The sequence below is a fragment of the Vibrio sp. STUT-A16 genome (genome assembly GCF_026000495.1).
GTDB classification, from domain to species: Bacteria; Pseudomonadota; Gammaproteobacteria; order Enterobacterales; family Vibrionaceae; genus Vibrio; species Vibrio diabolicus.
This window is the reverse complement of the sequence record NZ_AP026765.1, coordinates 1,797,317-1,821,222: the sequence shown is the minus strand read 5'-3', so window position 1 is coordinate 1,821,222 and position 23,906 is coordinate 1,797,317. Positions and strand designations below refer to the sequence as shown.

The following is a 23,906-nucleotide window of genomic DNA, read 5'->3' as shown; positions in this document are numbered from 1 at the left end:
AAGTAAAAGTGTAGTTAATTAGAAATTGGAAGCATGCAAATGAGCCAAGTAAAGCAGCTTGAACAAAACTACAACTATACAGTCGTTCGCCAATTTACCCTTGTGACCATTTTATGGGGCATAGTTGGTATGGCTGTTGGTGTTTTGATTGCCGCTCAATTAGTTTGGCCACAGCTAAACTTTGATACGCCGTGGTTGACGTACAGTCGCTTACGTCCACTGCATACTAATGCGGTAATTTTTGCGTTTGGTACAAGTGCTCTGTTCGCAACGTCTTATTATGTTGTACAGCGCACATGTCAAACACGTCTTTTTGGTGGCCCACTCGTTGCCTTCACCTTTTGGGGTTGGCAAGCAATCATCCTGGCAGCAGCCATTACTTTGCCTCTCGGTTTAACATCGGGTAAAGAGTATGCTGAGCTAGAATGGCCTATTGATATCGCAATTGCGCTAGTATGGGTATCATATGCGGTGGTGTTCTTCGGCACACTGGTGAAGCGAAACACGTCACATATTTATGTGGCAAACTGGTTCTTCGGTGCCTTTATTATCACAGTAGCAGTACTTCACATCGTGAACAGCATGGCTATTCCTGTGTCACTTGGTAAATCTTACTCGATTTACTCAGGCGCAGTGGATGCGATGGTTCAGTGGTGGTATGGACACAATGCGGTAGGTTTCCTACTCACCGCTGGTTTCCTAGGCATGATGTACTACTTCGTTCCTAAACAAGCTGAACGTCCTGTTTATTCTTACCGTCTATCTATCGTTCACTTCTGGGCGCTTATTTCTCTATATATTTGGGCAGGCCCTCACCACCTTCACTATACAGCGCTACCGGACTGGACTCAGTCTCTAGGTATGGTGATGTCGCTGGTTCTATTTGCTCCTTCTTGGGGTGGTATGATCAACGGTATTATGACGTTATCTGGTGCATGGCATAAGCTTCGTTATGACCCTATCCTACGTTTCCTAATCGTTTCACTGTCGTTCTACGGTATGTCTACCTTTGAAGGCCCGATGATGTCGATTAAGACAGTTAACGCACTTTCTCACTACACAGACTGGACCATTGGTCACGTTCACTCTGGTGCGTTAGGTTGGGTTGCGATGGTTTCTATCGGCTCTGTATATCACTTAGTACCTCGCCTATTTGGCCAAGAGCGTATGTACTCGGTCGGTCTAGTGAATGTGCATTTCTGGCTAGCGACAATCGGTACCGTTCTTTACATCGTTGCGATGTGGATCTCTGGTGTAATGCAAGGTCTGATGTGGCGCGCGGTTAACTCTGACGGTACGCTAACCTACAGCTTTGTTGAGTCTGTAGAAGCGTCTTACCCGTTCTACTTTGTACGTTTCCTAGGTGGATTTATCTTCCTATCTGGTATGTTCCTAATGGCATACAACACGTACAAAACGGTAAGTGCACCAAAAGAAAGCCTAAAAGCTATCCCACATCCGGCATAAGGAGATTTAAGAATGAGTAATAATTCTAATAATCGCCACGAAATCTTAGAACGTAATGTCGGTTTGTTGGCTATTTTTATCGTGTTTGCTATCAGCTGGGGTGCTCTTGTAGAGATCACTCCTCTGATTTTCCAAAAGCAAACGACTGAACCTGTAGAGAATCTACGTGCTTACACTCCTCTGGAGATGGAAGGTCGTGACATCTACATCCGTGAAGGTTGTAACGTTTGTCACAGCCAGATGGTTCGTCCTTTCCGCTCAGAGACTGAACGTTACGGTCACTACTCTGTCGCCGGTGAGAGTGTTTGGGAACACCCATTCCTTTGGGGCTCTAAGCGTACAGGTCCGGATTTAGCTCGTGTTGGTGGTCGTTATTCTGATGAATGGCACCGCGTTCACCTACTAGACCCTCGTGAGCTTGTGCCTGAGTCAAACATGCCAGGTTTCCCGTGGTTAGCTGAAAACGTTTTAGACGGTAAGCTAACTCAGAAGAAACTTGAGCTATTTCGTGATCAGTTCGGTGTTCCATACACTGATGAAGAGATCGCGAATTCGGCTAAAGAAGTAGAAGGTAAAACAGAGATGGATGCAATCATCGCTTACCTTCAGTCTCTTGGTCATGCAATGAAGTAAGGGGATCATATGGATTTCGGTACAATTCATAGTATTTATACCGTTGTACTCTTCGCTAGTTTTATCGGCATCGTATGGTGGGCATTTAGTAAAAAGCGTAAAGCACGCTTTGAAGAAGATGCCAACTTGGTGTTTGCTGACGAAGAACAAACGACCCCAAATAACCAAGGAGTGAAGAAGTAATGACTACATTCTGGAGTCTCTGGATTATCGTGATTACTGTCGGTACGCTGGTAGGCTGTGCGATTCTCCTGACTTGGTGCGCTAAAGATAAAATGGGCGTCGAGGAAGGGGAAGACATGGGCCACGAGTACGATGGTATTCGCGAGCTAAACAACCCTCTACCAAAGTGGTGGACTTACCTGTTTGTAAGCACATTTGTGTTCGCAGCAGTTTACCTTGCCCTATTCCCAGGTCTAGGTAGCTTCAAGGGCTTTTTAAACTGGCAGAGTTCGGCTCAAACCGTTCGCTCACTAGAAGAGTCAAAAGAAGCCATCGCTGCAGCACAAGAAAACAAGCAACTAAACCAATATGCAAAAGAACTGGATGATGCCGACGCTTACTTCGGCGAAGCATTCCGTAAACTCGCGCACAATGACAGTGGTCTACGCTCAATTCCTGAAATTGCGCAAGATCCTGAAGCATTAAAAGTTGGCCAACGTTTGTTTTTGCAAAACTGTTCTCAATGTCACGGTTCTGATGCTCGTGGTCAGAAAGGTTTTCCTAACCTAACTGATGATGCATGGCTATACGGCGGTGAACCAGCTGCAATCGTAACAACCATCATGCATGGCCGTATTGGTCAAATGCCAGCATGGAAAGATGCGCTTGGTGAGCAAGGTGTTCAAGAAGTAGTAAGCTACACACTTAGCCTATCTGGTCGTAAAGTGAATGCTCGTGAAGCAGCGGCAGGTAAAGCACGTTTCGTCGTGTGTGCAGCTTGTCACGGTACTGATGGTAAGGGTAACCCTGCAGTCGGTGCACCTGATCTTACAGACCAAGATTGGCTATTTGGCGACTCTCGTGCAGCTGTAACCGAAACCGTAATGAACGGCCGCTCAGGTGTAATGCCCGCGTGGAAAGACATTTTGGGTGAAGATAAAGTTCAGCTCGTTGCCTCTTATGTCTGGAGCTTAAGTAACTCAGAGAGTAAGTAACTGAGATATTAAGTAACATAGCAATAACAGCCCCTTTCATAGGGGCTGTCTTTCCTTTAAATTTAACGCCTACATTTTTTTCATTTAGCTGTTGAGAACTTTTTTATGGTAAAGCCTTGGTATAAACAATTTTGGCCGTGGTTCCTAATCATCCTTCCTCTTACTGTCGTAGTTTGGACTGTGATTACTGTGGTCGTTTTCTCGAACAACTCTGTTTCTTTAGTCGCCGAGGATTACTATAAAAAAGGCAAAGGCATTAACATCGACATTAGTAAAATGAATGTCGCTCGTGACCTAGGTCTTAACGCAGAGATTTCTTCTGAAAATAACAATGTTGTGATTGTTTTCGCTAAAGGGAAGCTATCTCATTACCCTGCTCTAACGGCCACTTTCACTCATCGTACTCTTCCTGACCGTGACTTTACAAAGCTCGTTACGGCGGATGCATCTGGTAATTACCGCCTAACGGCAGAAGAATCTATTCAAGGTCCTTGGTTTGTCGAACTACAACCACATGACCAACAATGGATGATCCAAGGTAAAGTTGAATTTCCAGCCTCGTCAACACCGTTAATGAAGTAAGCATATGTGTGAATCCTGTTATCACTGTGGTGAAGATGTACCAGCCAACACGGATTTTAAAGTTGATATACTCGGTGAATCCCGCAAGATGTGTTGTCCTGGCTGCGAGACGGTTGCTCAAACCATCGTAGACAGCGGCTTAGTATCCTACTATCAATATAGAACTGCGCCTGCGGAAAAAGCAGATTTAGTACCAGAGCAACTCCAAGCTTTAATTCATTATGATAATGAAGATGTACAATCAGAATTTGTGCGAAATCGTGAAAATGTCTCTGAAGTAACTCTTTCTTTAGAAGGCGTTTCATGTGCAGCTTGTGCGTGGTTAATCGAAAAGCAAGTCTCTAATACGGCTGGGTTAGTGTCTATCCGCGTGAATACAACCACTAACCGCGCGTTACTGGCCTGGGATAAGACTCAGGTTCGATTAAGTGAGCTCCTATCTGTCATTCATAAATTGGGTTATAAAGCCGCACCATTTGAAGCTGATAAGCAAGAAGCCTCTTATCATCGAATGATGAAGCAATACTTATACAGATTAGGTATTGCTGGTTTAGCTACCATGCAAGTTATGATGCTAGCCGTCGCATTGTACCTAGAAGTTTTTGGTGACCTAGAACCGGAGTTTAAAAATTACTTTCGTTGGGTAAGTCTGATCTTTGCTACGCCAGTCCTACTCTACTCTGCTCTTCCGTTTTACTTAAATGCGTGGCGAAGCATCAAAGGCCGAACCCTCGGTATGGATGTGCCTGTCTCGATTGCACTTATTTTTGCCTATGTAGCCAGCTTAATAGCAACCGTTACAGAACAGGGCGAAGTCTTCTTCGAATCGATTTCAATGTTCACTTTCTTCCTATTAGTCGGACGATTTTTAGAGATGCGAGCGCGTCGCAAAGCCGCAGCGGCGAGTGGTAACCTATTAAAGTTGATCCCAGCGATCGCCACGACGCTGGATGGCGAGCAAATACCAGTGAAAACTCTTAAAGTTGGAGATCGTATTCGCGTCCTTCCTGGCGAACATATCCCAGCTGACGGCAAAGTTATTTCGGGTCGTATTCATATTGATGAATCCATGCTAACGGGTGAATCCGTACATGTTGTGAAACGAGAAGGCGATGCGGTTTATGCAGGAACATTAAACGGTGATGAGTCATTTGAGCTAGAGGTCATGAGTTCCAAAGCTGACTCAATGATTTCCAATATCGTGCGTTTACAAGATGAAGCTCAACACTCCAAACCTAAAATCGCAGAAATTGCAGACGTTGTTGCTCGTTACTTTGTTGGAGCGATTCTTATTATTTCTGCTGGTACTTGGTTGTACTGGCATCAAACAAAACCAGATGATGCGTTTTGGATCATGCTATCCGTGTTGGTAGCCACCTGTCCATGTGCCCTATCTCTTGCGACTCCAACTGCTCTCACCTGTGCTACCTCTCGTATGGGAAACTTTGGCATTTTGCTTCGTAAAGGTCATGTGTTCGAGACGCTATGTAAGATCAACCACTTAGTTGTAGATAAAACAGGTACTCTAACGAAAGGCGATATTGAGATCTGTGATACAAAAGTGTTGAGTGATCTTCCAAAAGAAGATTGTCTCTCTCTAGCCGCGGCATTAGAAGCTCATGCAAACCATCCTATCGCTCGCTCTTTTGCAAGTTACGCCAATGATGACTTTGTTGTGTATGAAGTGCAAAACGTGATTGGTTCAGGGATTGAGGGGATCTGGAATGGCAAAATCGTTAAGATAGGCAGTGCGGTTTTTGTTCAAGGCAAGGAAAGCGATGAAAGCCATGCGGTCTATCTTTCAGTTGATGGCGAGCATGTCGCTAGCTTTTACTACCGCGACCCTATCCGAAAAGAAAGCAAAGCCTTTGTTCAACGTTTTGCTGACGCTGGAATTAAGACAACGCTGCTAACAGGTGACTCTCTCTCAAACGCTCGACCTGTAGCGAATGAAATTGGTATCGATCACGTCGTTGCGTCAGCAAAACCAGAAGACAAACTCGCGTACCTTAAGAGTCTTGATGAAGACAGTATCACAATGATGGTTGGCGATGGCATCAATGACGCACCTACTCTCGCCGGAGCTCATCTTTCTGTTGCAATGGGCGGTGGTACGGATGTCGCTAAAGCATCTGCAGATATGACGTTACTTGGGGATAATCTCGAAAAGCTACTAGAGGCACGCTTGCTTGCACTGCGTACAAGAAAGATTATTCGAGAAAACTTGGCTTGGTCTTTGGGTTACAACCTGTTAATTTTGCCTTTAGCTGTCGCTGGTTTAGTGGCTCCCTACATTGCAGTAGTTGGCATGTCTGCAAGCTCAATTATCGTTGTATCTAACTCTTTGCGCCTGCTCAAAGAGAAATAAGTAGAGAAAGCAAACATGGAAAGTCTTTATATATTGATTCCCATCGCTATCGTTCTCGTTTGTGTTGCTGTTGCCATTTTTCTTTGGGCAGTAAGAAGTGATCAGTTTGAAGATCTAGAACGACAAGGACATAACATTCTTCTTGATGAAGAAGACAAATCTAATAGTGATAAAAAATAGCAACCTTTATGACTCCTGACTTTATTGGTGCTTTGATGATCGGCCTCGTTGGGGCTGGTCATTGCATGGGAATGTGTGGTGGTATCGCGTCTCTGCTTACCATGGGCTCTTCTACAAGTAAAAGCTCACCCCTTATTCCACTCTTCTACAACCTAGGGCGACTGAGCAGCTATGCCGTAATCGGTGCATTAGTAGGCGGAGCAATATCAGGTTTATCTGAGCTAAGTGGATTAACGCATTCTCTTGCTTGGTTAAGGCTGATTGCCGCACTGTTCATGATTCTGGTTGCGCTTTATATTGCTAGATGGTGGCAAGGTTTACTGTTAATAGAAAAGTTAGGACAGCACATTTGGCGCTTTATCTCACCAGCTGGTAAGCGTTTGTTGCCATTAAAGCATCCTCTTCATGCTTTACCATTTGGCTTCATTTGGGGCTGGTTACCATGCGGCTTGGTTTATTCTGCGCTAACTTGGTCGGCGGTTTCAGGCAGCGCAATAAACGGTGGTCTTATTATGCTCGCGTTTGGCCTCGGAACACTTCCGGCAATGCTTATTATTGGATATGGTGCCAACCATTTTCAGAAATTACAAAAGTCGTTAATATTTAGAAATATTTCAGCATTAATCCTTATTGGGTATGGTTCGTACACTGCTGTAGGAGCCATAGAGTTACTCGGTTTCATATAACGTTAAACTCTATTGAGGTGACATTTTTGCTACCCTTTAGGATTAAGCGATGCTAAAATATTGATGTATATCAAATAGTGAAAGGTTGTTATGATTTCTGAAAAACCTGCAACAAAGCGTATCCAATCAGGCGGTTGCGCCATTCATTGCCAAGATTGTAGCATTAGTCAGCTGTGTATCCCGTTCACTCTGAATGAGGCAGAACTTGATCAGCTTGACCAAATCATCGAACGTAAGAAGCCTATCCAAAAAGGACAAGAGCTTTTTAAGGCTGGTGACGAGCTAAAATCTCTGTACGCTATCCGCTCTGGTACCATCAAGAGCTATACGATCACAGAGCAAGGTGATGAGCAAATCACAGCGTTTCACTTGGCCGGAGACCTAGTTGGTTTCGATGCCATTACAGGTGACTCCCACCCTAGCTTTGCTCAAGCGCTTGAAACGTCGATGGTATGTGAAATCCCATACGAAATTTTAGACGACCTATCAGGTAAAATGCCTAAGCTTCGCCAGCAAATTATGCGTTTGATGAGTAACGAAATTAAAGGTGATCAGGAAATGATTTTGCTTCTTTCTAAAAAGAATGCAGAAGAACGTCTAGCGGCTTTCCTATACAACCTATCAACTCGTTTTTCTCAACGTGGCTTCAGCCCTAGAGAGTTTCGTTTAACGATGACTCGTGGTGATATTGGTAACTATCTTGGTCTTACAGTGGAAACAATCAGTCGCTTGTTGGGTCGTTTCCAGAAATCCGAGATCCTAAGTGTAAAAGGTAAATATATCACTATCTTAGACCACGATGCATTGATGGAACTTGCTGGTGTAACTAAAGAATAATACACCCCAATTATTGATGTAGCTCGAAAATGAGCTACATCATGTTTCTCATAAATTCCTTTCGAAAGTCCTCAAAAAGTTACCCAAACTAAGCTACAGTAAAAATGTACGGTGAGTACTCCAAAATACTGATTTAATTTATATTCAGTATCTGGTTTTGCAATAGAAGTGGGCTTAGTTATGAGTATATACAGTAAGATCCTTGTTGTAGCTGACATCAATAATGATGAGCAGCCCGCACTTGCAAGAGCTGTTCAATTAGCTCAAAAAAGTGTATCTAGAAGCCGAATCACTTTCTTTTTATCCATTTACGATTTCTCTTATGACATGACGTCAATGCTATCAGTGGATGAAAGAGATGCTATGCGTCGAGGTGTTATCCATCAACGTGAGCAGTGGATGCGTAAAATTGCTCAACCTTATCTAAACGATGGCTTCGACTTTGATGTATGTGTCGTCTGGCACAACCGTCCTTACGAAGCAATTATCGCTGAGGTCTATGCAGGCAGCCATGACCTAGTCATTAAAGGTACACGTAAGCACGACGTGTTAGAATCTGTGATTTTCACTCCGACCGATTGGCACTTGTTACGTAAATGCCCTATCCCAGTACTTCTGATTAAAAATGCAGATTGGCCAGAACAAGCAAGCATTCTTGCCTCGGTGCACGTAGGCTCTGAAAATCCAACTCATATTGATCTCAACGATGCCATGGTCGAGCGACTAAAAGAAGTCACCACCCGACTGGATGCCAAACCATACCTTGTTAATGCGTATCCCGTTACACCGGCGAACATTACCATTGAACTTCCTGAGTTTGATCCAACGACTTATACCGATGCCGTTCGAGGTCATCACTTAACTGCGATGAAAGCATTACGCCAAAAACACGGCCTTGATGAAGAGCAAACGATTGTTGAGCAAGGCTTACCTGAAGATGTCATTCCAGCAGCAGCAGAGCGCTTGAATACTGCAATGGTTATTTTAGGCACCACAGGGCGAACCGGGCTTTCTGCTGTCTTTATTGGTAATACAGCTGAGCACGTGATCGATAAAATAAATTGCGATGTATTGGCTCTAAAACCAAAAGGCTACATTAGCCCTCTCGATCCAAATACAGCAACCTAATCTCTCTTTATGAGCGCTTTCAAACAGACGCTAATAGATCCCCCTAATAAAGGGGGATTTTTGTTTGGGGACAGTTAAAGCGTTGAATACAAAAAAGGAGGTCTAATTGACCTCCTTTTTACGAGTTAGATGTTCGTAACATCGATGAACATTGATTCATCAATATTCGTCGAAGAAACGACAGCCTCATTAAATTCATACTCTTCGCGGTTACCTTCACGGTCTAGAGGTAAGTTAACAAAGTCGAACAATTCGCGGTCTGCTAGTTGGCTTGGGCTTACGTTTTGAATTGATTTAAAAATCGCTTCCACACGCCCTGGCTTCTTCTTATCCCATTCAATCAACATTGCTTTTATAGATTGACGCTGAAGGTTCTCTTGAGAACCACAAAGGTTACACGGAATAATTGGGAAATCCTTGTGTTCAGCGTATTTGATCAGATCTTTTTCACGACAGTAAGTCAATGGACGAATGACCACGTTACGACCATCATCAGAGCGCAGCTTTGGTGGCATCGCTTTAAGGCGAGAGCCGTGGAACATATTCAAGAACATTGTTTCGACGATGTCATCCATGTGATGACCTAGCGCAAGTTTAGTTGCACCAATCTTCTCTGCAAATGAATACAACGTACCACGTCGTAGGCGTGAACACAGACCACAAGTGGTTTTGCCTTCTGGCACCTTCTCTTTGACGACTGAATACGTGTCCTTATCTACGATGTAGTAAGGGATATTCAGTGTTTCGAAATACTCAGGCAGAATGTGCTCAGGGAAGCCCGGTTGTTTTTGGTCTAAGTTTACCGCAACCACTTCAAATTTGATTGGCGCAGCTTTTTGAAGATTCAGCAGGATATCAAGCATCGCGAATGAATCTTTACCACCGCTAATACATGCCATCACAACATCGCCTTCTTCGATCATGTTGTAATCAGTAATGGCATTTCCAACATGTCTTCTCAGGCGTTTCTGAAGCTTGTTGAATTCTAGGGTTTCTTTTCTTGTATCTATTTGGTTCATTGCGGGCTCTCACATCGCCGATAAATCGACTAGGACTTCCTAACATGGGTTTCTTTGGGGCGTGGATTATACGAGCTTTTTACGCAGGATTAAATGCTTGTCTTATTGAGACATTAAGAAAAGGACACGAAAGGTAGCTTAGTTACCGTCACAAATGAAAAAAGAGCCGCAATTGCAGCTCTTTCTAAACTCTCAGTGTTCATTTCTTTGCGTTAGGCAGATAAGGTAGCACTCGCATCGTCGGTTCTGGTAGTGTCATTGTGCCACCTTGCCCTATTTCACTTAGTGCGACTTGTATCTTGCCATTGACAATTGGCTTTTCGGTTCCGTTTGAGAAAATCACTTTATCATTCAGTTGATTTGCAAACTCCATCGTCACACCTTGAACTTCAGGTGTAAACCAACCCGCAAACATACCGCCTAAATCTTCCAGCATCGTCTGCATTTGAGGTAGAAGAGGCTTAAGTTGCTCGTAAGAAACGTTACCCTGTAATGGTTCTTTGGCCATCACGACAAGTGAGTAATCGCAGCGAGTATCTTTTGGAGTATCGACAAAAACCAACGGATTCGCTGACTTTAAGTTTTTATCGACTGGCAGAGGCAACTCTTGTGAAGCAGGGATAACAAACTCTTCATAGTGCTCTTCTTTTTCCATCCAAGCTTTTTCTATTGTACAAATTTGCTTAGTTTTTGCGTCCACAAAGAAGACGCCAACTTTCACGTCGTCATGCCCTTCTTTATTGTTGTTTTTGAGTTGGGTGTATAACTTTGAGTATGTGAACATGTACTCTTGAGCTTGGGTTATTGGCGATACAAGAATTAGCGCCGCACTTCCCAATAGACTTAGGCTTAACTTTTTCATTTTATCCGTTATTTTATTGTGTCCAGTAGGCGTTATTATGACGAATCATAGCGCGAAGATCGTGTACATAAGCAATGCCACGTTCAGAATATGCTAGCAATCCATGAGTTAACTCTGACGCCGTTGCGACCGATAACAGGTCTTTGTTCTTTTCGGCTAGAGAAGCTCTGATTTCACGCAGTTCAGCATACGCTGGGTTTCGATTAACATTCATAAAGTAGCCATGAACCGACTGCTGTACAGAATCGAATTTTTCAACTTCATGAGCTTTGCCTGCGCCACGTTGCGCAGGAACAATTCCACAACCCTTTTTATAACACCATTGGCCGAACAAGTTGTTAGCTTGAGTGGCAAAACGAGAAGTGCCCCACGCAGATTCATTTGCTGCTTGAGTTAGAACCAGCGCTTCTGGTAAGACATTCACTCGCACAAGCATTTCACCCAACCACGCGTGATCGACTTTGTTGTCGCTCAAAGGCAAAGAATACAGAGCCGCTAGTCGCTGAGCGTACTCTTCTTGCTCTTGAGTGATTTGTCCCACCTTTAAAGAAGTAAGAAACGCTCGTTCATGGCGAATTCGTTGATTCTCAAGTGCTATTTTAGGCCTTAAAAAATCAAAAAACGCCGCTTTTTTCTCTTTGGTGTCTTTTATTGCGTTGAAGTCAGGGATATCACCAATGTGTGGCAAATGAGACAAATCGACATGCCTAATTGTCCCGGACAGCACATCAGGATTCTCAACATATTTAAACTGTTGCTCGTAGTGTAAATACGGTCCAATAGAAATGAAAGTGGCGGCTATACAGGTAGCCGCCACTCGTAAACTTATTGATTTTAAAGAATTAGGCATCAAACACCTGTGAGTTACCATCGTGATCATTGTCGTTTTTCTGTGTTGCAACGATCTTGAGCTTAATTCCAAACATTTCGCGGTAGAGTATGCCTTTCAAATGGAAGAAGAATGGCAACACAAAAATCAAGCCAATACCGTAGAACATCGCTGCGACAATAAACATCAACATCACGCCTAAGTAAAGCCCTGCGACGACAAAAATCTTCTTGTTAATAGCGCGAAGTGATAACAATAGCGCCTGCATTGGTGGCACTCTTTTTTCACAAATCAACAAGATAGAGTGACTAAACGCTAAAGAAAGATACAGGGACAGTAGAGGGAAGATCATACCAACTACGCCTTGCAGCATTAGGCTCATCAGCGTTGCTAGGATCACGGGAATAGTAAACTGCAGCCCTTTGCCTACATGGCGCAACTTAGTCTTTAGGCCCGCGATATGGCTCATCGCCATCAAGCTGATCCCTGCATAAATTGGGGCGCTGATCACCTCATAACTAAAGTTCGCGACATAAATAGAAGACACAATATCGTTAGTGAACGATTCTGGATTCTCAAATGCATCAAGAATGACGGTCAGATCACCTAACTGCAGTTGTAACGCGATATAGAAAATACCTAACTGGACAAAAAGCAATACAATAATAGCAGGAGAAAAGGATAAAAAGTGCTGGATGGTTGCTCGCCAAGCTTCATTGAAAACAGCCCCAGCTTTAAGCTCGTAGTTGCCAGACAAAGCTCGCTCTACACTCCCCCCAAGATTGAAATCTTTCTCAAAATCGTCGTTCATAGTTTATCCAAGATTAACTTGTAAAATTTTCACTGGAATTCCAGTCAATTAATGTGGCCGTTATTATAAAGAAATCTTTCCACATCTAACATCACAACTCACGTACTATCCTTGCAATCTCAACTGTATGGTTGATAATTAACCACTCTCAAAGTTATGAAATTGAAAACAATTATTGTACAGAGCTTAGTGCTATCAAACTGTGTTTAAATGCCAATTAATCTTATAAAAACAGTATGGTAAGGAATGATGACTTTTGCCTGCAAAATTTTTTCTGTTTCAAGATAAGAAAATGCTTTAATTTCACAATTTTGGTGATTATGATGCGCGCCTCAAAAGTGAATGGCTAGTGTCACATCAGCTGGGATTATCCCAGCTTGAACGTGGGGGAAATACAGACGTTGAACGCAAAACCGCAAGCAGGAAAGCCAGTTATTCGTTTATCTGGTATTAGTAAAAGTTTCGATGGTAAGGAAGTCATCGGTAATTTAAATCTGGATGTTAATCATGGTGAGTTTCTGACGATTCTTGGGCCTTCTGGTTGTGGTAAAACGACTGTTTTACGAATGATCGCTGGTTTTGAAGCGGCGGATAACGGTCAAATCATTTTGGATGACCAAGATGTAACACAGGTTCCTGCTGAGCAGAGACACGTCAACACGGTATTTCAAAGCTACGCACTGTTTCCACACATGACCGTTTTTGACAATGTCGCTTTTGGTCTTCGTATGCAGAAAACACCTGCAGCAGAGATTGAACCAAGAGTAATGGAAGCATTACGCATGGTTCGTCTAGAGAAAATGGCACAGCGTAAACCGCACCAACTTTCTGGTGGCCAGCAACAGCGTATCGCAATTGCTCGTGCAGTTGTTAATAAACCAAAAGTACTTCTGCTCGATGAATCGCTGTCGGCGCTGGACTACAAATTGCGTAAACAAATGCAGATCGAGTTGAAGCAGCTTCAGCGTCAACTTGGTATTACCTTTATCTTTGTAACACACGACCAGGAAGAAGCCCTATCGATGTCAGACCGCATTATCGTGATGCGTGATGGCGTTATCGAACAAGATGGCTCTCCGCGTGAGATTTACGAAGAGCCTAAGAACCTGTTTGTTGCTCGCTTTATTGGTGAGATCAACGTATTCAATGCAACCATGCTAGAGCGCATCGATGACAAACGCATCCGCGCAGAAATTGAAGGTGTTGAATCCGTCGTTTACTACGATAAGGAAGCACAGAAAGGCGATAAACTACAAGTACTACTTCGACCTGAAGACTTACGTATCGAAGAAATCAAAGAGTCTGAAGAAAAAGGCATTGTTGGTCACGTAACTGAGCGTACTTATAAAGGTATGACGTTAGATTCTGTTATCCAATTGGATTCAGGTATGCGTGTAATGGTAAGCGAATTCTTTAACGAAGATGATCCTGATGTGGACCACTCACTTGGCCAGAAAGTCGCTATCACTTGGGTTGAGAGCTGGGAGGTAGTACTCAATGATAAGCAAGAAGATTAATCTTCAGAACGCGATCATTGCCTTAATCGTAGGCTGGCTAACACTGTTTGTGTTGGTACCAAACGTGATGATTATTGGTACCAGTTTCTTAACGCGTGATGAAGCAAACTTAATCGAAATGACATTCACTTTCGACAACTACTTGCGTCTGCTGGACCCACTGTATGCGAAAGTGCTGATGCACTCGTTCTACATGGCAATTGTGGCAACGTTGTTGTGTTTAGTCATTGGATACCCGTTTGCTTATATCGTAGCGAAAATGCCTGAAAAATGGCGTCCGTTTATGCTGTTTTTGGTGATCGTACCGTTTTGGACGAACTCTTTGATTCGAACTTACGGACTGAAGATTGTTCTCGGTACACAGGGCATTTTGAACAAGTCGCTGATGGCAATGGAAATCATCGACAAGCCGTTGCGTATTATGTATACCGAAACGGCTGTAATGATTGGTCTTGTATACATCCTACTTCCTTTCATGATTCTGCCGCTTTACTCGGCAATCGAGAAGTTGGACAACACTTACATCGAGGCAGCAAAAGACCTCGGTGCGAACAAGCTCCAAACCATTACTAAAGTAATTCTACCTCTGACAATGCCTGGCATTATCGGTGGCTGTTTGTTGGTTCTACTACCTGCGCTGGGTATGTTCTACATCTCAGATCTTCTAGGCGGTGCGAAGAACCTACTGATTGGTAACGTAATTAAGAGCCAAGTATTGAACGCTCGTGATTGGCCATTTGGTGCTGCGACCAGTATCGCCCTCACCTTCGCAATGGCGGTCATGCTTTACGCTTACTACCGAGCAGGAAAATTATTGAATAAGAAAGTGGAGCTAGACTAATGGGACGCACAGTTAGATTTAGCTTTATGGCGTTGGTTTATGCATTTTTGTATCTACCAATCGTTGTACTAATCGTAAATTCATTTAACGCCAATAAATTTGGTATGAAATGGGGTGGTTTCACCACGAAATGGTATGAAACCCTAGTCAACAACGACAGCCTAATGCAGGCTGCATGGCACTCATTGAACGTGGCGGTATTTTCTGCAACAGCGGCTACTATTATTGGTAGCTTAACAGCTGTTGCCCTATTCCGTTACTCGTTCAAAGGCAAAGGTGCTGTAAACGGCATGCTGTTTGTCGTAATGATGTCTCCAGATATTGTCATGGCGATTTCATTACTTGCTCTGTTCCTAGTATTAGGCGCACAGCTGGGCTTCTTTACTCTATTGATTGCCCACATCACCTTCTGTTTGCCATTTGTGGTGGTAACCGTATACAGCCGCTTAAATGGCTTCGATGTGAAGATGTTGGAAGCAGCCAAAGATCTTGGCGCAAGTGAATGGGTTATCTTAAAGCAGATCATCCTTCCTCTTGCAAAACCAGCAGTTGCGGCAGGCTGGCTGCTTAGCTTTACCCTGTCTCTGGACGACGTAATTATTAGTTCGTTCGTAACAGGTCCAACGTATGAAATCCTACCATTGAAAATTTACTCGATGGTTAAGGTGGGTATTTCACCGGAAGTGAATGCTCTTGCAACGGTCATGTTGGTGGTTTCTTTAATTCTTGTCGTAATTTCTCAGTTGCTTGCAAGAGAAAAAGTAAAGTAAAATCCACATCCGTTAACATCACGAAACAGAATGGTTACATGCCATTCTGTTTTTCTATCTACCGTCCAAAATGATTTGGACAACGTTTGGTTTGGAGCTAACGTCAATGAAAAAATGGGCTACTCTATTAGCTGGTAGTGCATGTGCGCTTTCTCTGTTCTCAGGTTCAGCGGCAGCGGATGATAAAGAATTGGTATTTATGAACTGGGGGCCTTACATCAACAGTAATATCCTAGAGCAATTTACCAAAGAAACTGGTATCAAAGTGATCTACTCGACTTACGAGTCGAACGAAACTTTGTACGCAAAGCTAAAAACTCATAACCAAGGTTATGACCTAGTGGTACCTTCAACGTACTTCGTAGCAAAAATGCGCGATGAAGGTATGCTGCAAAAGCTCGATAAGACTAAGCTGAAAAACTTCGGCAACCTAGATAAGAACTATCTAGACAAGCCTTACGATCCAAATAACGACTACTCTATTCCACACGTTGTTGCGATTACAGGTCTAGCGGTTAACGCAGACATGTACGATCCAAACGACTTCCAAAGCTGGGCAGACCTATGGAAGCCTGAGCTTGAAGGTCAAGTAATGCTGATGGACGACACTCGTGAAGTCTTCCACATCGCACTTCGTAAACTCGGCTATTCAGGCAACTCAAAAGACCCTAAACAAATCGATGAAGCGTACGCTGAGCTACAAAAGTTGATGCCAAACGTTCTAGTTTTCAACTCTGACAACCCAGGCGCACCTTACATGTCTGGTGAAGTGGGCGTTGGTATGCTTTGGAACGGCAGCGCTGCAGCTGCTCAAAATGAAGGCCTAAATCTTAAACTCGTATTTCCTAAAGAAGGCGGTATCGGTTGGGTTGATAACTTCGCTATCTCTTCCGGTGCGAAGAACGTAGAAGCAGCTCACAAGATGATCGACTTCCTACTACGTCCAGAAATCGCAGAGCAAATCTCTCGTGATACTGGTTACTTAACAGCGGTAGAGGAATCGAACGCTAAGTTTAAAGATGTTGCACCGCTATTTCCTTCTCAAGAAGATCTTGATCGAGTGGAATGGCAAGATGCGGTTGGTGATCTAACCGTTAAGTACGAAGATTACTTCCTAAAGCTGAAAGCGGGACAGTAATCGAGCTTGTGTAACAAGTCATCGACTAAAAGAAAATAGGCAGCAATACGCTGCCTATTTTTGTAATTGACTGATATAATTATGCGTTGCTAGGTTTATCTGGCTCGATGTCTAGTTTTATCTTCTCACAAAGCGGAGATACAGCCCTCGAGCTAAATAAACAGATTTGTGCTTACTGCGATTTGGATCAACTTGATAACTCCAGCTAGTATTGACTTGTCCAATCGCGAAACAAAACGGAAAACAAATGAAAAGTAAATTCTACGCAAGCGCTCTATGTGCAGCGACGCTCATCGCTACCCCTGCAATGGCTGCTGATCAAGAACTGTATTTCTACAACTGGTCGGAATACATTCCAAACGAAGTTCTTGAAGACTTTACAAAAGAAACTGGAATCAAAGTTATTTACTCTACATATGAATCTAACGAGAGTATGTACGCAAAACTTAAAACCCAAGGTTCTGGTTACGACTTGGTAGTACCGTCTACCTATTTCGTCTCTAAAATGCGTAAAGAAAGCATGCTGCAACAGATCGACAAAGAGAAATTGTCTCATTTTGCCGATCTTGATACTAACTTCCTTAACAAGCCGTTCGATCCGAACAACAACTACTCTATCCCTTACATTTGGGGTGCGACAGGTATTGGTATCAATGCTGACATGCTAGACAAATCATCTGTTACTAAGTGGGATGATTTTTGGGATAGCAAGTGGGAAGGTCAACTAATGTTGATGGATGATTCTCGCGAAGTATTCCACATTGCATTGACTAAGCTTGGTTACTCACCAAACACGACTAACCCAGAAGAAATCAAAGCCGCTTACGAAGAACTGAAAAAGCTAATGCCAAACGTATTAGTATTTAACTCAGACTTTCCTGCAAACCCTTACCTAGCGGGTGAAGTTTCACTTGGTATGCTTTGGAATGGTTCTGCTTACATGGCTCGTCAAGAAGGCGCGAACATCGACATCATCTGGCCAGAAAAAGGAACGATCTTCTGGATGGACAGCCTGGCAATTCCAGCTGGCGCGAAGAACGTTGATGCGGCTCATAAGATGATTGACTTCTTACTGCGCCCAGAAAACGCAGCTAAGATCGCACTAGAGATTGGTTACCCTACTCCAGTGAAAACGGCACACGAACTGCTACCGAAAGAATTTGCTAACGATCCAAGCATCTTCCCACCACAAGAAGTGATGGACAGCGGTACTTGGCAAGATGAAGTTGGCGAAGCGAGCGTAATGTACGATGAGTACTTCCAAAAGCTAAAAGTGAACAACTAATTCGTTAGTTTTAAAGATATGAAAAAGCGGCTCATGAGCCGCTTTTTTTGTTCTTAATGACAAGACAAAAGCTCTCCTCTGTGAGAATTATTACGCTCTTTCTTTTCCTTCTAGAGCCAGTATCTCGTCAACTAATTTTGGAACCTCAACGCTTGCTTTTCCGTAGCGTTTTTCCTCAAATTCACTTTCTACCGCACTAGGCTCGAGGTTAATTTCGATAGTGTGCGCGCCATGCATTTTTGCATCATGAACAAAACCTGCTGCGGGATATACGACGCCAGAAGTCCCGATAGAAATAAATAAATCTGCCTCTTCTAATGCTGCGTAGATATCCCCCATTCGTAGTGGCATTTCGCCAAACCAAACAATATGTGGTCGCATTTGTGAAGGGATCTGACAGCAGTGACAAAGCTCACCAGTCTTAATGTCCTCACTATGTTCTATAACTTGGTTTGATTCACTGCACCTCGCTTTTAAAAGCTCACCGTGCATATGAATGACGTTATGGCTGCCGCCTCTTTCGTGAAGGTTGTCTATATTTTGAGTGATGACCGTCACTTTACCTTCTAACTCGGTTTCTAGGCGGCCCAGTGCCTTATGCGCGGCATTCGGCTGTATCGCATTGTCTTGAAGTTTCTTGCGGCGTTGGTTGTAAAAGTCTTGAACAAGGTCCGGATCGCGAGCAAACCCTTCAGGTGTTGCTACATCTTCAATACGGTGATTCTCCCAAAGGCCATCTTGCGCACGAAATGTTTGAATACCAGATTCGGCCGAGATACCTGCACCAGTAAGTACTACAATATTTCTATAAGGGAAATTCATAACTCATCCTTGCTGTTTTTTCATTAGCTTAACACTGAAAGAATAGCAACAGTAGTAATATGGATTAGACCATGGTCGTAATGGTCACTATTAGAATTACAATTTAAGAGGAACAGCAATGAGACAAGTATCTCTAGCGCTTATATTACTTACGACTTTAGCAGGTTGCCAACTAACCAATGTTGAAGGCGAAGTGGACGACGTAAAAGTAAGAGTCAGCACCAATGACGATAACCATCGTGGTAATGGAGATTTCTGTCCCCCTGGCCAAGCAAAAAAAGGCAATTGCTAAAAGAGCGGCTTTACGCCGCTCCCATATTGGCCTCAATCCTCGTTGGTCGAAGATATTTTATGAATGGCTAGGTCAGCGCCATTGAATTCGTCTTCTTCTGAAAGCCTTAGTCCCATACTGGTATTAATCGCGCCGTAGACTGCAAGTGCCCCAAGTACAGCGATGGAAATGCCCAAAAGCGTTCCTAGAAGCTGAACAATAATGCTCACGCCACCTAGCCCACCCAACGCGCTTTGACCAAAGATCCCCGCAGCAATACCACCCCAAGCGCCGCATAAACCGTGTAAAGGCCAAACCCCTAGCACATCATCAATCTTGGTTTTGTTTTGTAGGTAGGTAAAAAGATAAACAAATAGCACCCCAGCAATCGCACCTGTCACTAAAGCACCGATAGGATGCATTAAGTCTGAGCCCGCGCATACAGCAACCAAGCCAGCTAGTGGGCCGTTATGAATAAAGCCGGGGTCATTCTTACCAGCCAACAATGACGCGACAATGCCTCCGACCATTGCCATCAATGAGTTCATAGCCACCAAGCCACTTATGCCTGACACGGTTTGAGCTGACATGACGTTGAAGCCAAACCACCCCACACATAAGATCCAAGCTCCCAAAGCCAAAAACGGAATATTCGAAGGTGCAAAGTTGGTATGCTTTCCTGCTCGAACTCTGCCTTTTCTCATGCCCAAAAACACAACGGCAACCAACGCTATCCAGCCGCCAACACCATGTACAACGACTGAACCTGCAAAGTCATGAAAGCCATAACCAAAGGTATTTTCAAACCAAGCTTGAACACCAAAGTTTCCGTTCCAGATTATTCCCTCAAATAACGGGTATACGATGCCGACAGTAAAAAATGTTGCGATTAGAATCGGATAAAAACGAGCTCGTTCTGCGATACCACCTGAAACAATAGCGGGAATCGCTGCAGCGAAGGTCAGCAAGAAAAAGAACTTCACCAACTCGTAACCATTGCCTTGAGATAATGTCTCTGCATCAGCAAAGAAGGTGCCGCCATAAGCGACCCAGTATCCAATGAAAAAATACGCAATGGCGGAAATACCGAAATCGGCCAAGATTTTAACTAAAGCATTAACTTGGTTTTTTGGGCGCACGGTTCCTACTTCAAGAAAAGCAAAACCAGCATGCATCAAAAAAACCATGATTGCGCCAAGTAGTAAGAAAAGTGTGTCGGAACTTTGCGTGAGAGTTTGTACAGCGCCGTGTACCTGATTGGCAGTTACACTCATTATGATTGTCTCCGTTGATCTGTAGCGCACTTATCCTGTGCATCTAAGTTAGGCTCATCACCAATTTGGTGAACTTGATTTATAGAGCGTCTAACAGAGCAATTCTCATTCCATAATTTATATTTCTAACACTTACGATTTAATTTATTGTTTTGTATGAACTTTAATAAAATTAGGCATTCTTACAATGGCGCTTAACACGCTAATAAGTGCACCAATATGGTTTTAGTGCACCAACATAAAGCGCACCATATAACTCAACAAACAGCAAACTTTCTACGATAAACGTAAAAGCCACCCCATGAGAGGTGGCTTATATACGGAATTGCTAACTAAAGGGGTTTATCGAGTGATCTTCCCTGCTTTTACATCTTCTAACCAACGTCCTTCGACAAGATAGGGAGGAAGCCAACCAGTTTCAACAGATAGACGGTTGCCTTTGTCGTACCATATTAACTTCTACTAAGCGTGCCTATTGTGCTCTTTAATCATTTCTGCGATTTCCTTGCGTCCCCACTCATAAGCAAACGCTATAGCATCCATGTCTTTCATAGATTTACCAGTATATTTAACCGTTGTATCTATACCAGTTTTTAGTAATAACTCCACAATATTTTTATGACCAGCATGGATCGCAGCAAACAATGGGTTGCGGTCTGGTTCAGATATATCCATCACTGCATTTCTTTCTAGAAAATAGGTAAGTAAGTCTAAATGACCTTCATATGCAGCTGTATTTAAGGGAGTTACACCTGAAGGCCCCCCCTTGATATTTACATCAATACCTAGATTCACCAGAAGCTCTACAATTTTATCTTGCCCTTGCTCCGTTGCAATATGCAACCAAGAACCCAGAGGCGTAATTAGATGAAGTAATTTGTCATCTCCTGAGAGAATTTTTTCAACCTCACTCACGTCACCGGATCTAATCGCGGCCATTACATCTTTTGCGCTGTATTCACAGGCCATCTTTATCTCCTCAGCTGCGGTTTTAACCAGTAATTTTAAAGCATTAACTATATCACCGCGTTTACCCAACATTTATCTGTCACTTTAAGAATATCAACAACCTGCCGCAACGCATAAATATCATACTGACCTTCAATCCGATTTGGAGCCCACACTAAGTTCTCGTGGTCAAATATTGGATCAATGCCATATTTCCTCAAAAGAATTTGGCCCTCAGTAACGAGAGCTTGTTGCTCAGCCCCAAGCCCTTCTTAAAGAGTATGTGGATCCGGCATGTCTTTAGGACGAGGCCCCACGACAGACCTTAAATATGCTCAAAAATCAAAGGTTTCATCAGAGTTCTTCGTCTCCAATAACAAGCCTTGTAAAATTCGCAAACTGTCACTTTGCTCCAAAGATGTTTTCGTCCTTGATTTTCTGCGATAGCGTGTGCGTTAACAAAACCCTCTATCTTGAAGACATAATGGACTTAGGCCTACTATCATCTGAACAATTGATATAGCGATAAAAATAATTTTGTTCTTCTCGCAATCAATATGGTTTAAATCGTGCACATATCGAATATGATTTTTAACTTTGGGTTGCAGATAATGCCACCAATGATAGGTCGTTCAACAAACAACAACCTCCCCACCTTAAACGTAAAAGCCACCTCAAGATAGAGATGGCTTATATGCTGAATTGCTAACTAAAGGAGTTTATCGAGAGATCTTCCCGGCTTTTACATCTCCTAACCAACGTCCTTCGACGAGATAGGGAGGAAGCCAACCAGTTTCAACAGAGAAACGGTTGCCTTTGTCGTACGACATACATGCCATGCCAAGCAGAGGGAAATTAATGAACGTGCGGATCCCTATTCTATCTGGTCCTAATTCTCTAAGATGATATTTCTCTTGGAACTGTAGGTTTTTAACGAGCACTTCCTCAAAATCATAACCAATGTCGGTGGTAAGCGCTGCGAAGGTTTCTAGGATCCCCATCGCAATTTCCAACGCCCAATTATCCCCTTGAGCTACCGCTGCGTCCATTGCTGCAACCAGCTTATCAGGATAATCTGATGTGCGGTTATGGAACGACTGAATGACATCTACTAACATGTAAGACAGCTCACCCGCTTTGGTAGAGCTCTGTCTCATCAAAGAAATCGAAAAGTTCGCTAACACATCCATGCTAGCTTTGTCACGAACGATGACAGAGGTAAAATACGCATCTAGCCACATTGAGGGGCAAATGAAGCCTGTTTTTAAAATACCTTCGCCTTTCCATGTCACTTCTGGATAATCAGGTAATTTAATGCTTTGAGGCTCGCTTGGTTTGATGGCCAGTTGATGGTAAAAAGCACGCATCAATGATGATTCATATAGACATAGCGTGCCGATTCTCTCATCATCGTCTAATGGAGGTAACCATGTATACAGACGGAGCTGATAAGAAATACCATCGCTCAAGTAAACCAAGTTTTCTCTTTTTATAGATATGCGCCTTTTCCTTTTGTCTAAATTCTCTTTTATTTCTTCTCGATAAGCTTCTATTTCAAAATCACTTAGTTCAACATGAGCTACTCGTTCAACCTTTTTTACCTTTGAGTTATCAACCACTTCTGAACTCTCCTATATCTCTATCAAACTCTTTTGCTTTGAACTTGGAAGCCTTACCGCTAGAGGATATTTCTGCTTGTGTATGTAAAATTTCAGTTGGTGCCTCGTAAATCATATCAAAGTCGCCTGGCTTCGAAATTGAGGCTCTTTGTAACAACAGTTCAAAGGCTGAGCATATATTCCAAAAATGCCTCAAATGTTGTCCATGATTGGGCTTCTTTACCAAACAATTCATCTATGAAAAGGGCTACTTGCCCCGATCTTTCTGATTCATTTGAAAATAAAAAGTAGTAGCCACCTCCGGCATAGCGCTCTAATACGCAACCGCTTTGTGGTATTTTCTCAAAATCACTCGGTATCTCATCCTCGCGAAGTTCAAGAGTGCGCTCAACTGCAAGATAGTCCTCATCTTCAGAGTATCCATAAATCGTATGACCAAACCACTCAACGTAACCATATTTTCTTAGAAAAACTTTATATGGCTCCGGAAAGGATAATCCTAGCTGATTTTCCATTTCATGAATTGATACGTCATTCAACTCTCCAAAGCACTCAAACCCTTCTTTTTCGGTGAATTGATCGAGCATTACGTCTAAGTTTCTCATATTTAAAACTCTATTTTTGATATATGTTTTTGCCTTCATCGTACCAGTGCAATCGCTTATTGTACTTCTGATGAGGCTTGGAATTCATTACCCTGAAGTTATTGAACGAGTTATCCCCTCTCCGAAATAAAAGAGGTCTTATGGTGAATGATTAAATCCGTCGAGAAGTCTTCCTGATTTAATCATTTTGAACAATTGCTTTGAAGTAAAACGCTTCGCTGCCCCTTTTGTAATCGCGTAACAACGAACCCCTCACC

At 43.1% G+C, this 23,906-nt stretch carries 25 protein-coding genes; 16 read left to right on the top strand and 9 right to left on the bottom strand.

Going from position 1 to position 23,906, the window contains the following annotated elements; all coding sequences use genetic code 11:
- Positions 1-39 precede the first annotated feature (39 nt).
- From ccoN to uspE, 10 genes are all read left to right on the top strand, one after another.
- On the top strand, positions 40-1,467 hold the full coding sequence (gene ccoN / locus OO778_RS08890) for a cytochrome-c oxidase, cbb3-type subunit I (protein ID WP_005396488.1): 1,428 nt from the start codon (positions 40-42) through the stop codon (positions 1,465-1,467).
- A gap of 12 nt (positions 1,468-1,479) precedes the next feature.
- Positions 1,480-2,100, top strand: a complete 621-nt coding sequence (ccoO, locus tag OO778_RS08885) for a cytochrome-c oxidase, cbb3-type subunit II (protein WP_005377475.1) — start codon at positions 1,480-1,482, stop codon at positions 2,098-2,100.
- 9 nt (positions 2,101-2,109) lie between these two features.
- Complete coding sequence (locus tag OO778_RS08880) at positions 2,110-2,283, top strand: CcoQ/FixQ family Cbb3-type cytochrome c oxidase assembly chaperone (RefSeq protein WP_005396487.1); 174 nt, start codon at positions 2,110-2,112, stop codon at positions 2,281-2,283.
- The gene (ccoP, locus tag OO778_RS08875) at positions 2,283-3,257 is read left to right on the top strand and encodes a cytochrome-c oxidase, cbb3-type subunit III (protein ID WP_074190130.1); all 975 of its coding nucleotides are present in this window, start codon (positions 2,283-2,285) and stop codon (positions 3,255-3,257) included. The genes OO778_RS08880 and ccoP overlap by 1 nt, the downstream gene beginning before the upstream one ends.
- Positions 3,258-3,362: 105 nt before the next feature.
- A complete protein-coding gene (locus tag OO778_RS08870) occupies positions 3,363-3,839 on the top strand; it encodes a FixH family protein (protein ID WP_005396484.1) in 477 nt (158 codons plus the stop codon).
- Between the two features lie 4 nt (positions 3,840-3,843).
- Positions 3,844-6,207 carry a heavy metal translocating P-type ATPase metal-binding domain-containing protein gene (locus OO778_RS08865; protein WP_074190131.1) on the top strand — a complete coding sequence of 788 codons (2,364 nt, stop codon included), beginning with the start codon at positions 3,844-3,846 and terminating at the stop codon, positions 6,205-6,207.
- 15 nt (positions 6,208-6,222) lie between these two features.
- Positions 6,223-6,387: a cbb3-type cytochrome oxidase assembly protein CcoS gene (gene ccoS, locus OO778_RS08860; protein ID WP_031780555.1), complete on the top strand. Its 165-nt coding sequence runs from the start codon at positions 6,223-6,225 to the stop codon at positions 6,385-6,387.
- An 8-nt stretch (positions 6,388-6,395) separates the two neighbouring features.
- Positions 6,396-7,073: a sulfite exporter TauE/SafE family protein gene (locus OO778_RS08855; RefSeq protein ID WP_005396481.1), complete on the top strand. Its 678-nt coding sequence runs from the start codon at positions 6,396-6,398 to the stop codon at positions 7,071-7,073.
- Positions 7,074-7,163: 90 nt separating this feature from the next.
- A complete protein-coding gene (locus tag OO778_RS08850) occupies positions 7,164-7,910 on the top strand; it encodes an FNR family transcription factor (RefSeq protein ID WP_005377497.1) in 747 nt (248 codons plus the stop codon).
- A 180-nt stretch (positions 7,911-8,090) separates the two neighbouring features.
- Positions 8,091-9,038, top strand: a complete 948-nt coding sequence (uspE, locus tag OO778_RS08845; RefSeq protein ID WP_006742588.1) for a universal stress protein UspE — start codon at positions 8,091-8,093, stop codon at positions 9,036-9,038.
- 125 nt (positions 9,039-9,163) lie between these two features.
- Here the strand turns inward: uspE and ttcA are convergent, their stop codons facing one another.
- From ttcA to OO778_RS08825, 4 genes are all read right to left on the bottom strand, one after another.
- The gene (ttcA, locus tag OO778_RS08840) at positions 9,164-10,057 is read right to left on the bottom strand and encodes a tRNA 2-thiocytidine(32) synthetase TtcA (RefSeq protein WP_074190132.1); all 894 of its coding nucleotides are present in this window, start codon (positions 10,055-10,057) and stop codon (positions 9,164-9,166) included.
- A 199-nt stretch (positions 10,058-10,256) separates the two neighbouring features.
- Positions 10,257-10,919 (bottom strand): DUF2987 domain-containing protein, encoded by a 663-nt coding sequence (locus OO778_RS08835; RefSeq protein WP_074190133.1) that lies wholly within the window; start codon positions 10,917-10,919, stop codon positions 10,257-10,259.
- Between the two features lie 13 nt (positions 10,920-10,932).
- Positions 10,933-11,769, bottom strand: a complete 837-nt coding sequence (locus OO778_RS08830; RefSeq protein WP_074190134.1) for a glucosaminidase domain-containing protein — start codon at positions 11,767-11,769, stop codon at positions 10,933-10,935.
- Complete coding sequence (locus OO778_RS08825; protein WP_012841829.1) at positions 11,762-12,559, bottom strand: hypothetical protein; 798 nt, start codon at positions 12,557-12,559, stop codon at positions 11,762-11,764. Before OO778_RS08825 ends, OO778_RS08830 begins: the two co-directional genes overlap by 8 nt.
- Positions 12,560-12,960: 401 nt before the next feature.
- Here OO778_RS08825 and potA point away from each other — a divergent pair, with 401 nt between their 5' ends.
- From potA to OO778_RS08800, 5 genes are all read left to right on the top strand, one after another.
- Entirely contained in the window at positions 12,961-14,076 is a 1,116-nt protein-coding gene (potA, locus tag OO778_RS08820; RefSeq protein WP_242657407.1) for a spermidine/putrescine ABC transporter ATP-binding protein PotA, read from the top strand.
- Entirely contained in the window at positions 14,057-14,917 is an 861-nt protein-coding gene (potB, locus tag OO778_RS08815) for a spermidine/putrescine ABC transporter permease PotB (RefSeq protein WP_012841831.1), read from the top strand. The genes potA and potB overlap by 20 nt, the downstream gene beginning before the upstream one ends.
- On the top strand, positions 14,917-15,687 hold the full coding sequence (potC, locus tag OO778_RS08810) for a spermidine/putrescine ABC transporter permease PotC (protein WP_005396472.1): 771 nt from the start codon (positions 14,917-14,919) through the stop codon (positions 15,685-15,687). The genes potB and potC overlap by 1 nt, the downstream gene beginning before the upstream one ends.
- A 106-nt stretch (positions 15,688-15,793) precedes the next feature.
- The gene (locus OO778_RS08805; protein WP_048626389.1) at positions 15,794-16,825 is read left to right on the top strand and encodes an extracellular solute-binding protein; all 1,032 of its coding nucleotides are present in this window, start codon (positions 15,794-15,796) and stop codon (positions 16,823-16,825) included.
- Positions 16,826-17,072: 247 nt separating this feature from the next.
- Positions 17,073-18,110: an extracellular solute-binding protein gene (locus tag OO778_RS08800; RefSeq protein WP_005396470.1), complete on the top strand. Its 1,038-nt coding sequence runs from the start codon at positions 17,073-17,075 to the stop codon at positions 18,108-18,110.
- Positions 18,111-18,200: 90 nt separating this feature from the next.
- Here the strand turns inward: OO778_RS08800 and cobB are convergent, their stop codons facing one another.
- Positions 18,201-18,932, bottom strand: a complete 732-nt coding sequence (cobB, locus tag OO778_RS08795; protein WP_005396469.1) for a Sir2 family NAD+-dependent deacetylase — start codon at positions 18,930-18,932, stop codon at positions 18,201-18,203.
- A gap of 118 nt (positions 18,933-19,050) precedes the next feature.
- On the opposite strand from cobB, the gene OO778_RS08790 reads away from it, so the two are divergent.
- On the top strand, positions 19,051-19,224 hold the full coding sequence (locus OO778_RS08790; RefSeq protein ID WP_012841833.1) for a hypothetical protein: 174 nt from the start codon (positions 19,051-19,053) through the stop codon (positions 19,222-19,224).
- A gap of 32 nt (positions 19,225-19,256) precedes the next feature.
- On the opposite strand, the gene OO778_RS08785 is transcribed toward OO778_RS08790, so the two are convergent.
- The 4 genes from OO778_RS08785 to OO778_RS08770 form a co-directional block, all read right to left on the bottom strand.
- On the bottom strand, positions 19,257-20,477 hold the full coding sequence (locus OO778_RS08785; protein WP_074190135.1) for an ammonium transporter: 1,221 nt from the start codon (positions 20,475-20,477) through the stop codon (positions 19,257-19,259).
- A 462-nt stretch (positions 20,478-20,939) separates the two neighbouring features.
- A complete protein-coding gene (locus OO778_RS08780) occupies positions 20,940-21,518 on the bottom strand; it encodes an ankyrin repeat domain-containing protein (RefSeq protein WP_264909171.1) in 579 nt (192 codons plus the stop codon).
- Between the two features lie 626 nt (positions 21,519-22,144).
- The gene (locus OO778_RS08775; RefSeq protein ID WP_226977496.1) at positions 22,145-22,978 is read right to left on the bottom strand and encodes an immunity 49 family protein; all 834 of its coding nucleotides are present in this window, start codon (positions 22,976-22,978) and stop codon (positions 22,145-22,147) included.
- A 227-nt stretch (positions 22,979-23,205) separates the two neighbouring features.
- Positions 23,206-23,649, bottom strand: a complete 444-nt coding sequence (locus OO778_RS08770; RefSeq protein ID WP_046875291.1) for an SMI1/KNR4 family protein — start codon at positions 23,647-23,649, stop codon at positions 23,206-23,208.
- Positions 23,650-23,906: the final 257 nt, after the last annotated feature.

Excerpts from the sequence above, each read along its gene's own strand:
- ccoN (WP_005396488.1), top strand. The coding sequence starts at position 40 with ATGAGCCAAGTAAAGCAGCTTGAACAAAACTACAACTATACAGTCGTT.
- ccoO (WP_005377475.1), top strand. The coding sequence starts at position 1,480 with ATGAGTAATAATTCTAATAATCGCCACGAAATCTTAGAACGTAATGTC.
- OO778_RS08880 (WP_005396487.1), top strand. The coding sequence starts at position 2,110 with ATGGATTTCGGTACAATTCATAGTATTTATACCGTTGTACTCTTCGCT.
- ccoP (WP_074190130.1), top strand. The coding sequence starts at position 2,283 with ATGACTACATTCTGGAGTCTCTGGATTATCGTGATTACTGTCGGTACG.
- OO778_RS08870 (WP_005396484.1), top strand. The coding sequence starts at position 3,363 with ATGGTAAAGCCTTGGTATAAACAATTTTGGCCGTGGTTCCTAATCATC.
- OO778_RS08865 (WP_074190131.1), top strand. The coding sequence starts at position 3,844 with ATGTGTGAATCCTGTTATCACTGTGGTGAAGATGTACCAGCCAACACG.
- ccoS (WP_031780555.1), top strand. The coding sequence starts at position 6,223 with ATGGAAAGTCTTTATATATTGATTCCCATCGCTATCGTTCTCGTTTGT.
- OO778_RS08855 (WP_005396481.1), top strand. The coding sequence starts at position 6,396 with ATGACTCCTGACTTTATTGGTGCTTTGATGATCGGCCTCGTTGGGGCT.
- OO778_RS08850 (WP_005377497.1), top strand. The coding sequence starts at position 7,164 with ATGATTTCTGAAAAACCTGCAACAAAGCGTATCCAATCAGGCGGTTGC.
- uspE (WP_006742588.1), top strand. The coding sequence starts at position 8,091 with ATGAGTATATACAGTAAGATCCTTGTTGTAGCTGACATCAATAATGAT.
- ttcA (WP_074190132.1), bottom strand. The coding sequence starts at position 10,057 with ATGAACCAAATAGATACAAGAAAAGAAACCCTAGAATTCAACAAGCTT.
- OO778_RS08835 (WP_074190133.1), bottom strand. The coding sequence starts at position 10,919 with ATGAAAAAGTTAAGCCTAAGTCTATTGGGAAGTGCGGCGCTAATTCTT.
- OO778_RS08830 (WP_074190134.1), bottom strand. The coding sequence starts at position 11,769 with ATGCCTAATTCTTTAAAATCAATAAGTTTACGAGTGGCGGCTACCTGT.
- OO778_RS08825 (WP_012841829.1), bottom strand. The coding sequence starts at position 12,559 with ATGAACGACGATTTTGAGAAAGATTTCAATCTTGGGGGGAGTGTAGAG.
- potB (WP_012841831.1), top strand. The coding sequence starts at position 14,057 with ATGATAAGCAAGAAGATTAATCTTCAGAACGCGATCATTGCCTTAATC.
- potC (WP_005396472.1), top strand. The coding sequence starts at position 14,917 with ATGGGACGCACAGTTAGATTTAGCTTTATGGCGTTGGTTTATGCATTT.
- OO778_RS08805 (WP_048626389.1), top strand. The coding sequence starts at position 15,794 with ATGAAAAAATGGGCTACTCTATTAGCTGGTAGTGCATGTGCGCTTTCT.
- OO778_RS08800 (WP_005396470.1), top strand. The coding sequence starts at position 17,073 with ATGAAAAGTAAATTCTACGCAAGCGCTCTATGTGCAGCGACGCTCATC.
- cobB (WP_005396469.1), bottom strand. The coding sequence starts at position 18,932 with ATGAATTTCCCTTATAGAAATATTGTAGTACTTACTGGTGCAGGTATC.
- OO778_RS08790 (WP_012841833.1), top strand. The coding sequence starts at position 19,051 with ATGAGACAAGTATCTCTAGCGCTTATATTACTTACGACTTTAGCAGGT.
- OO778_RS08785 (WP_074190135.1), bottom strand. The coding sequence starts at position 20,477 with ATGAGTGTAACTGCCAATCAGGTACACGGCGCTGTACAAACTCTCACG.
- OO778_RS08780 (WP_264909171.1), bottom strand. The coding sequence starts at position 21,518 with ATGTTGGGTAAACGCGGTGATATAGTTAATGCTTTAAAATTACTGGTT.
- OO778_RS08770 (WP_046875291.1), bottom strand. The coding sequence starts at position 23,649 with ATGAGAAACTTAGACGTAATGCTCGATCAATTCACCGAAAAAGAAGGG.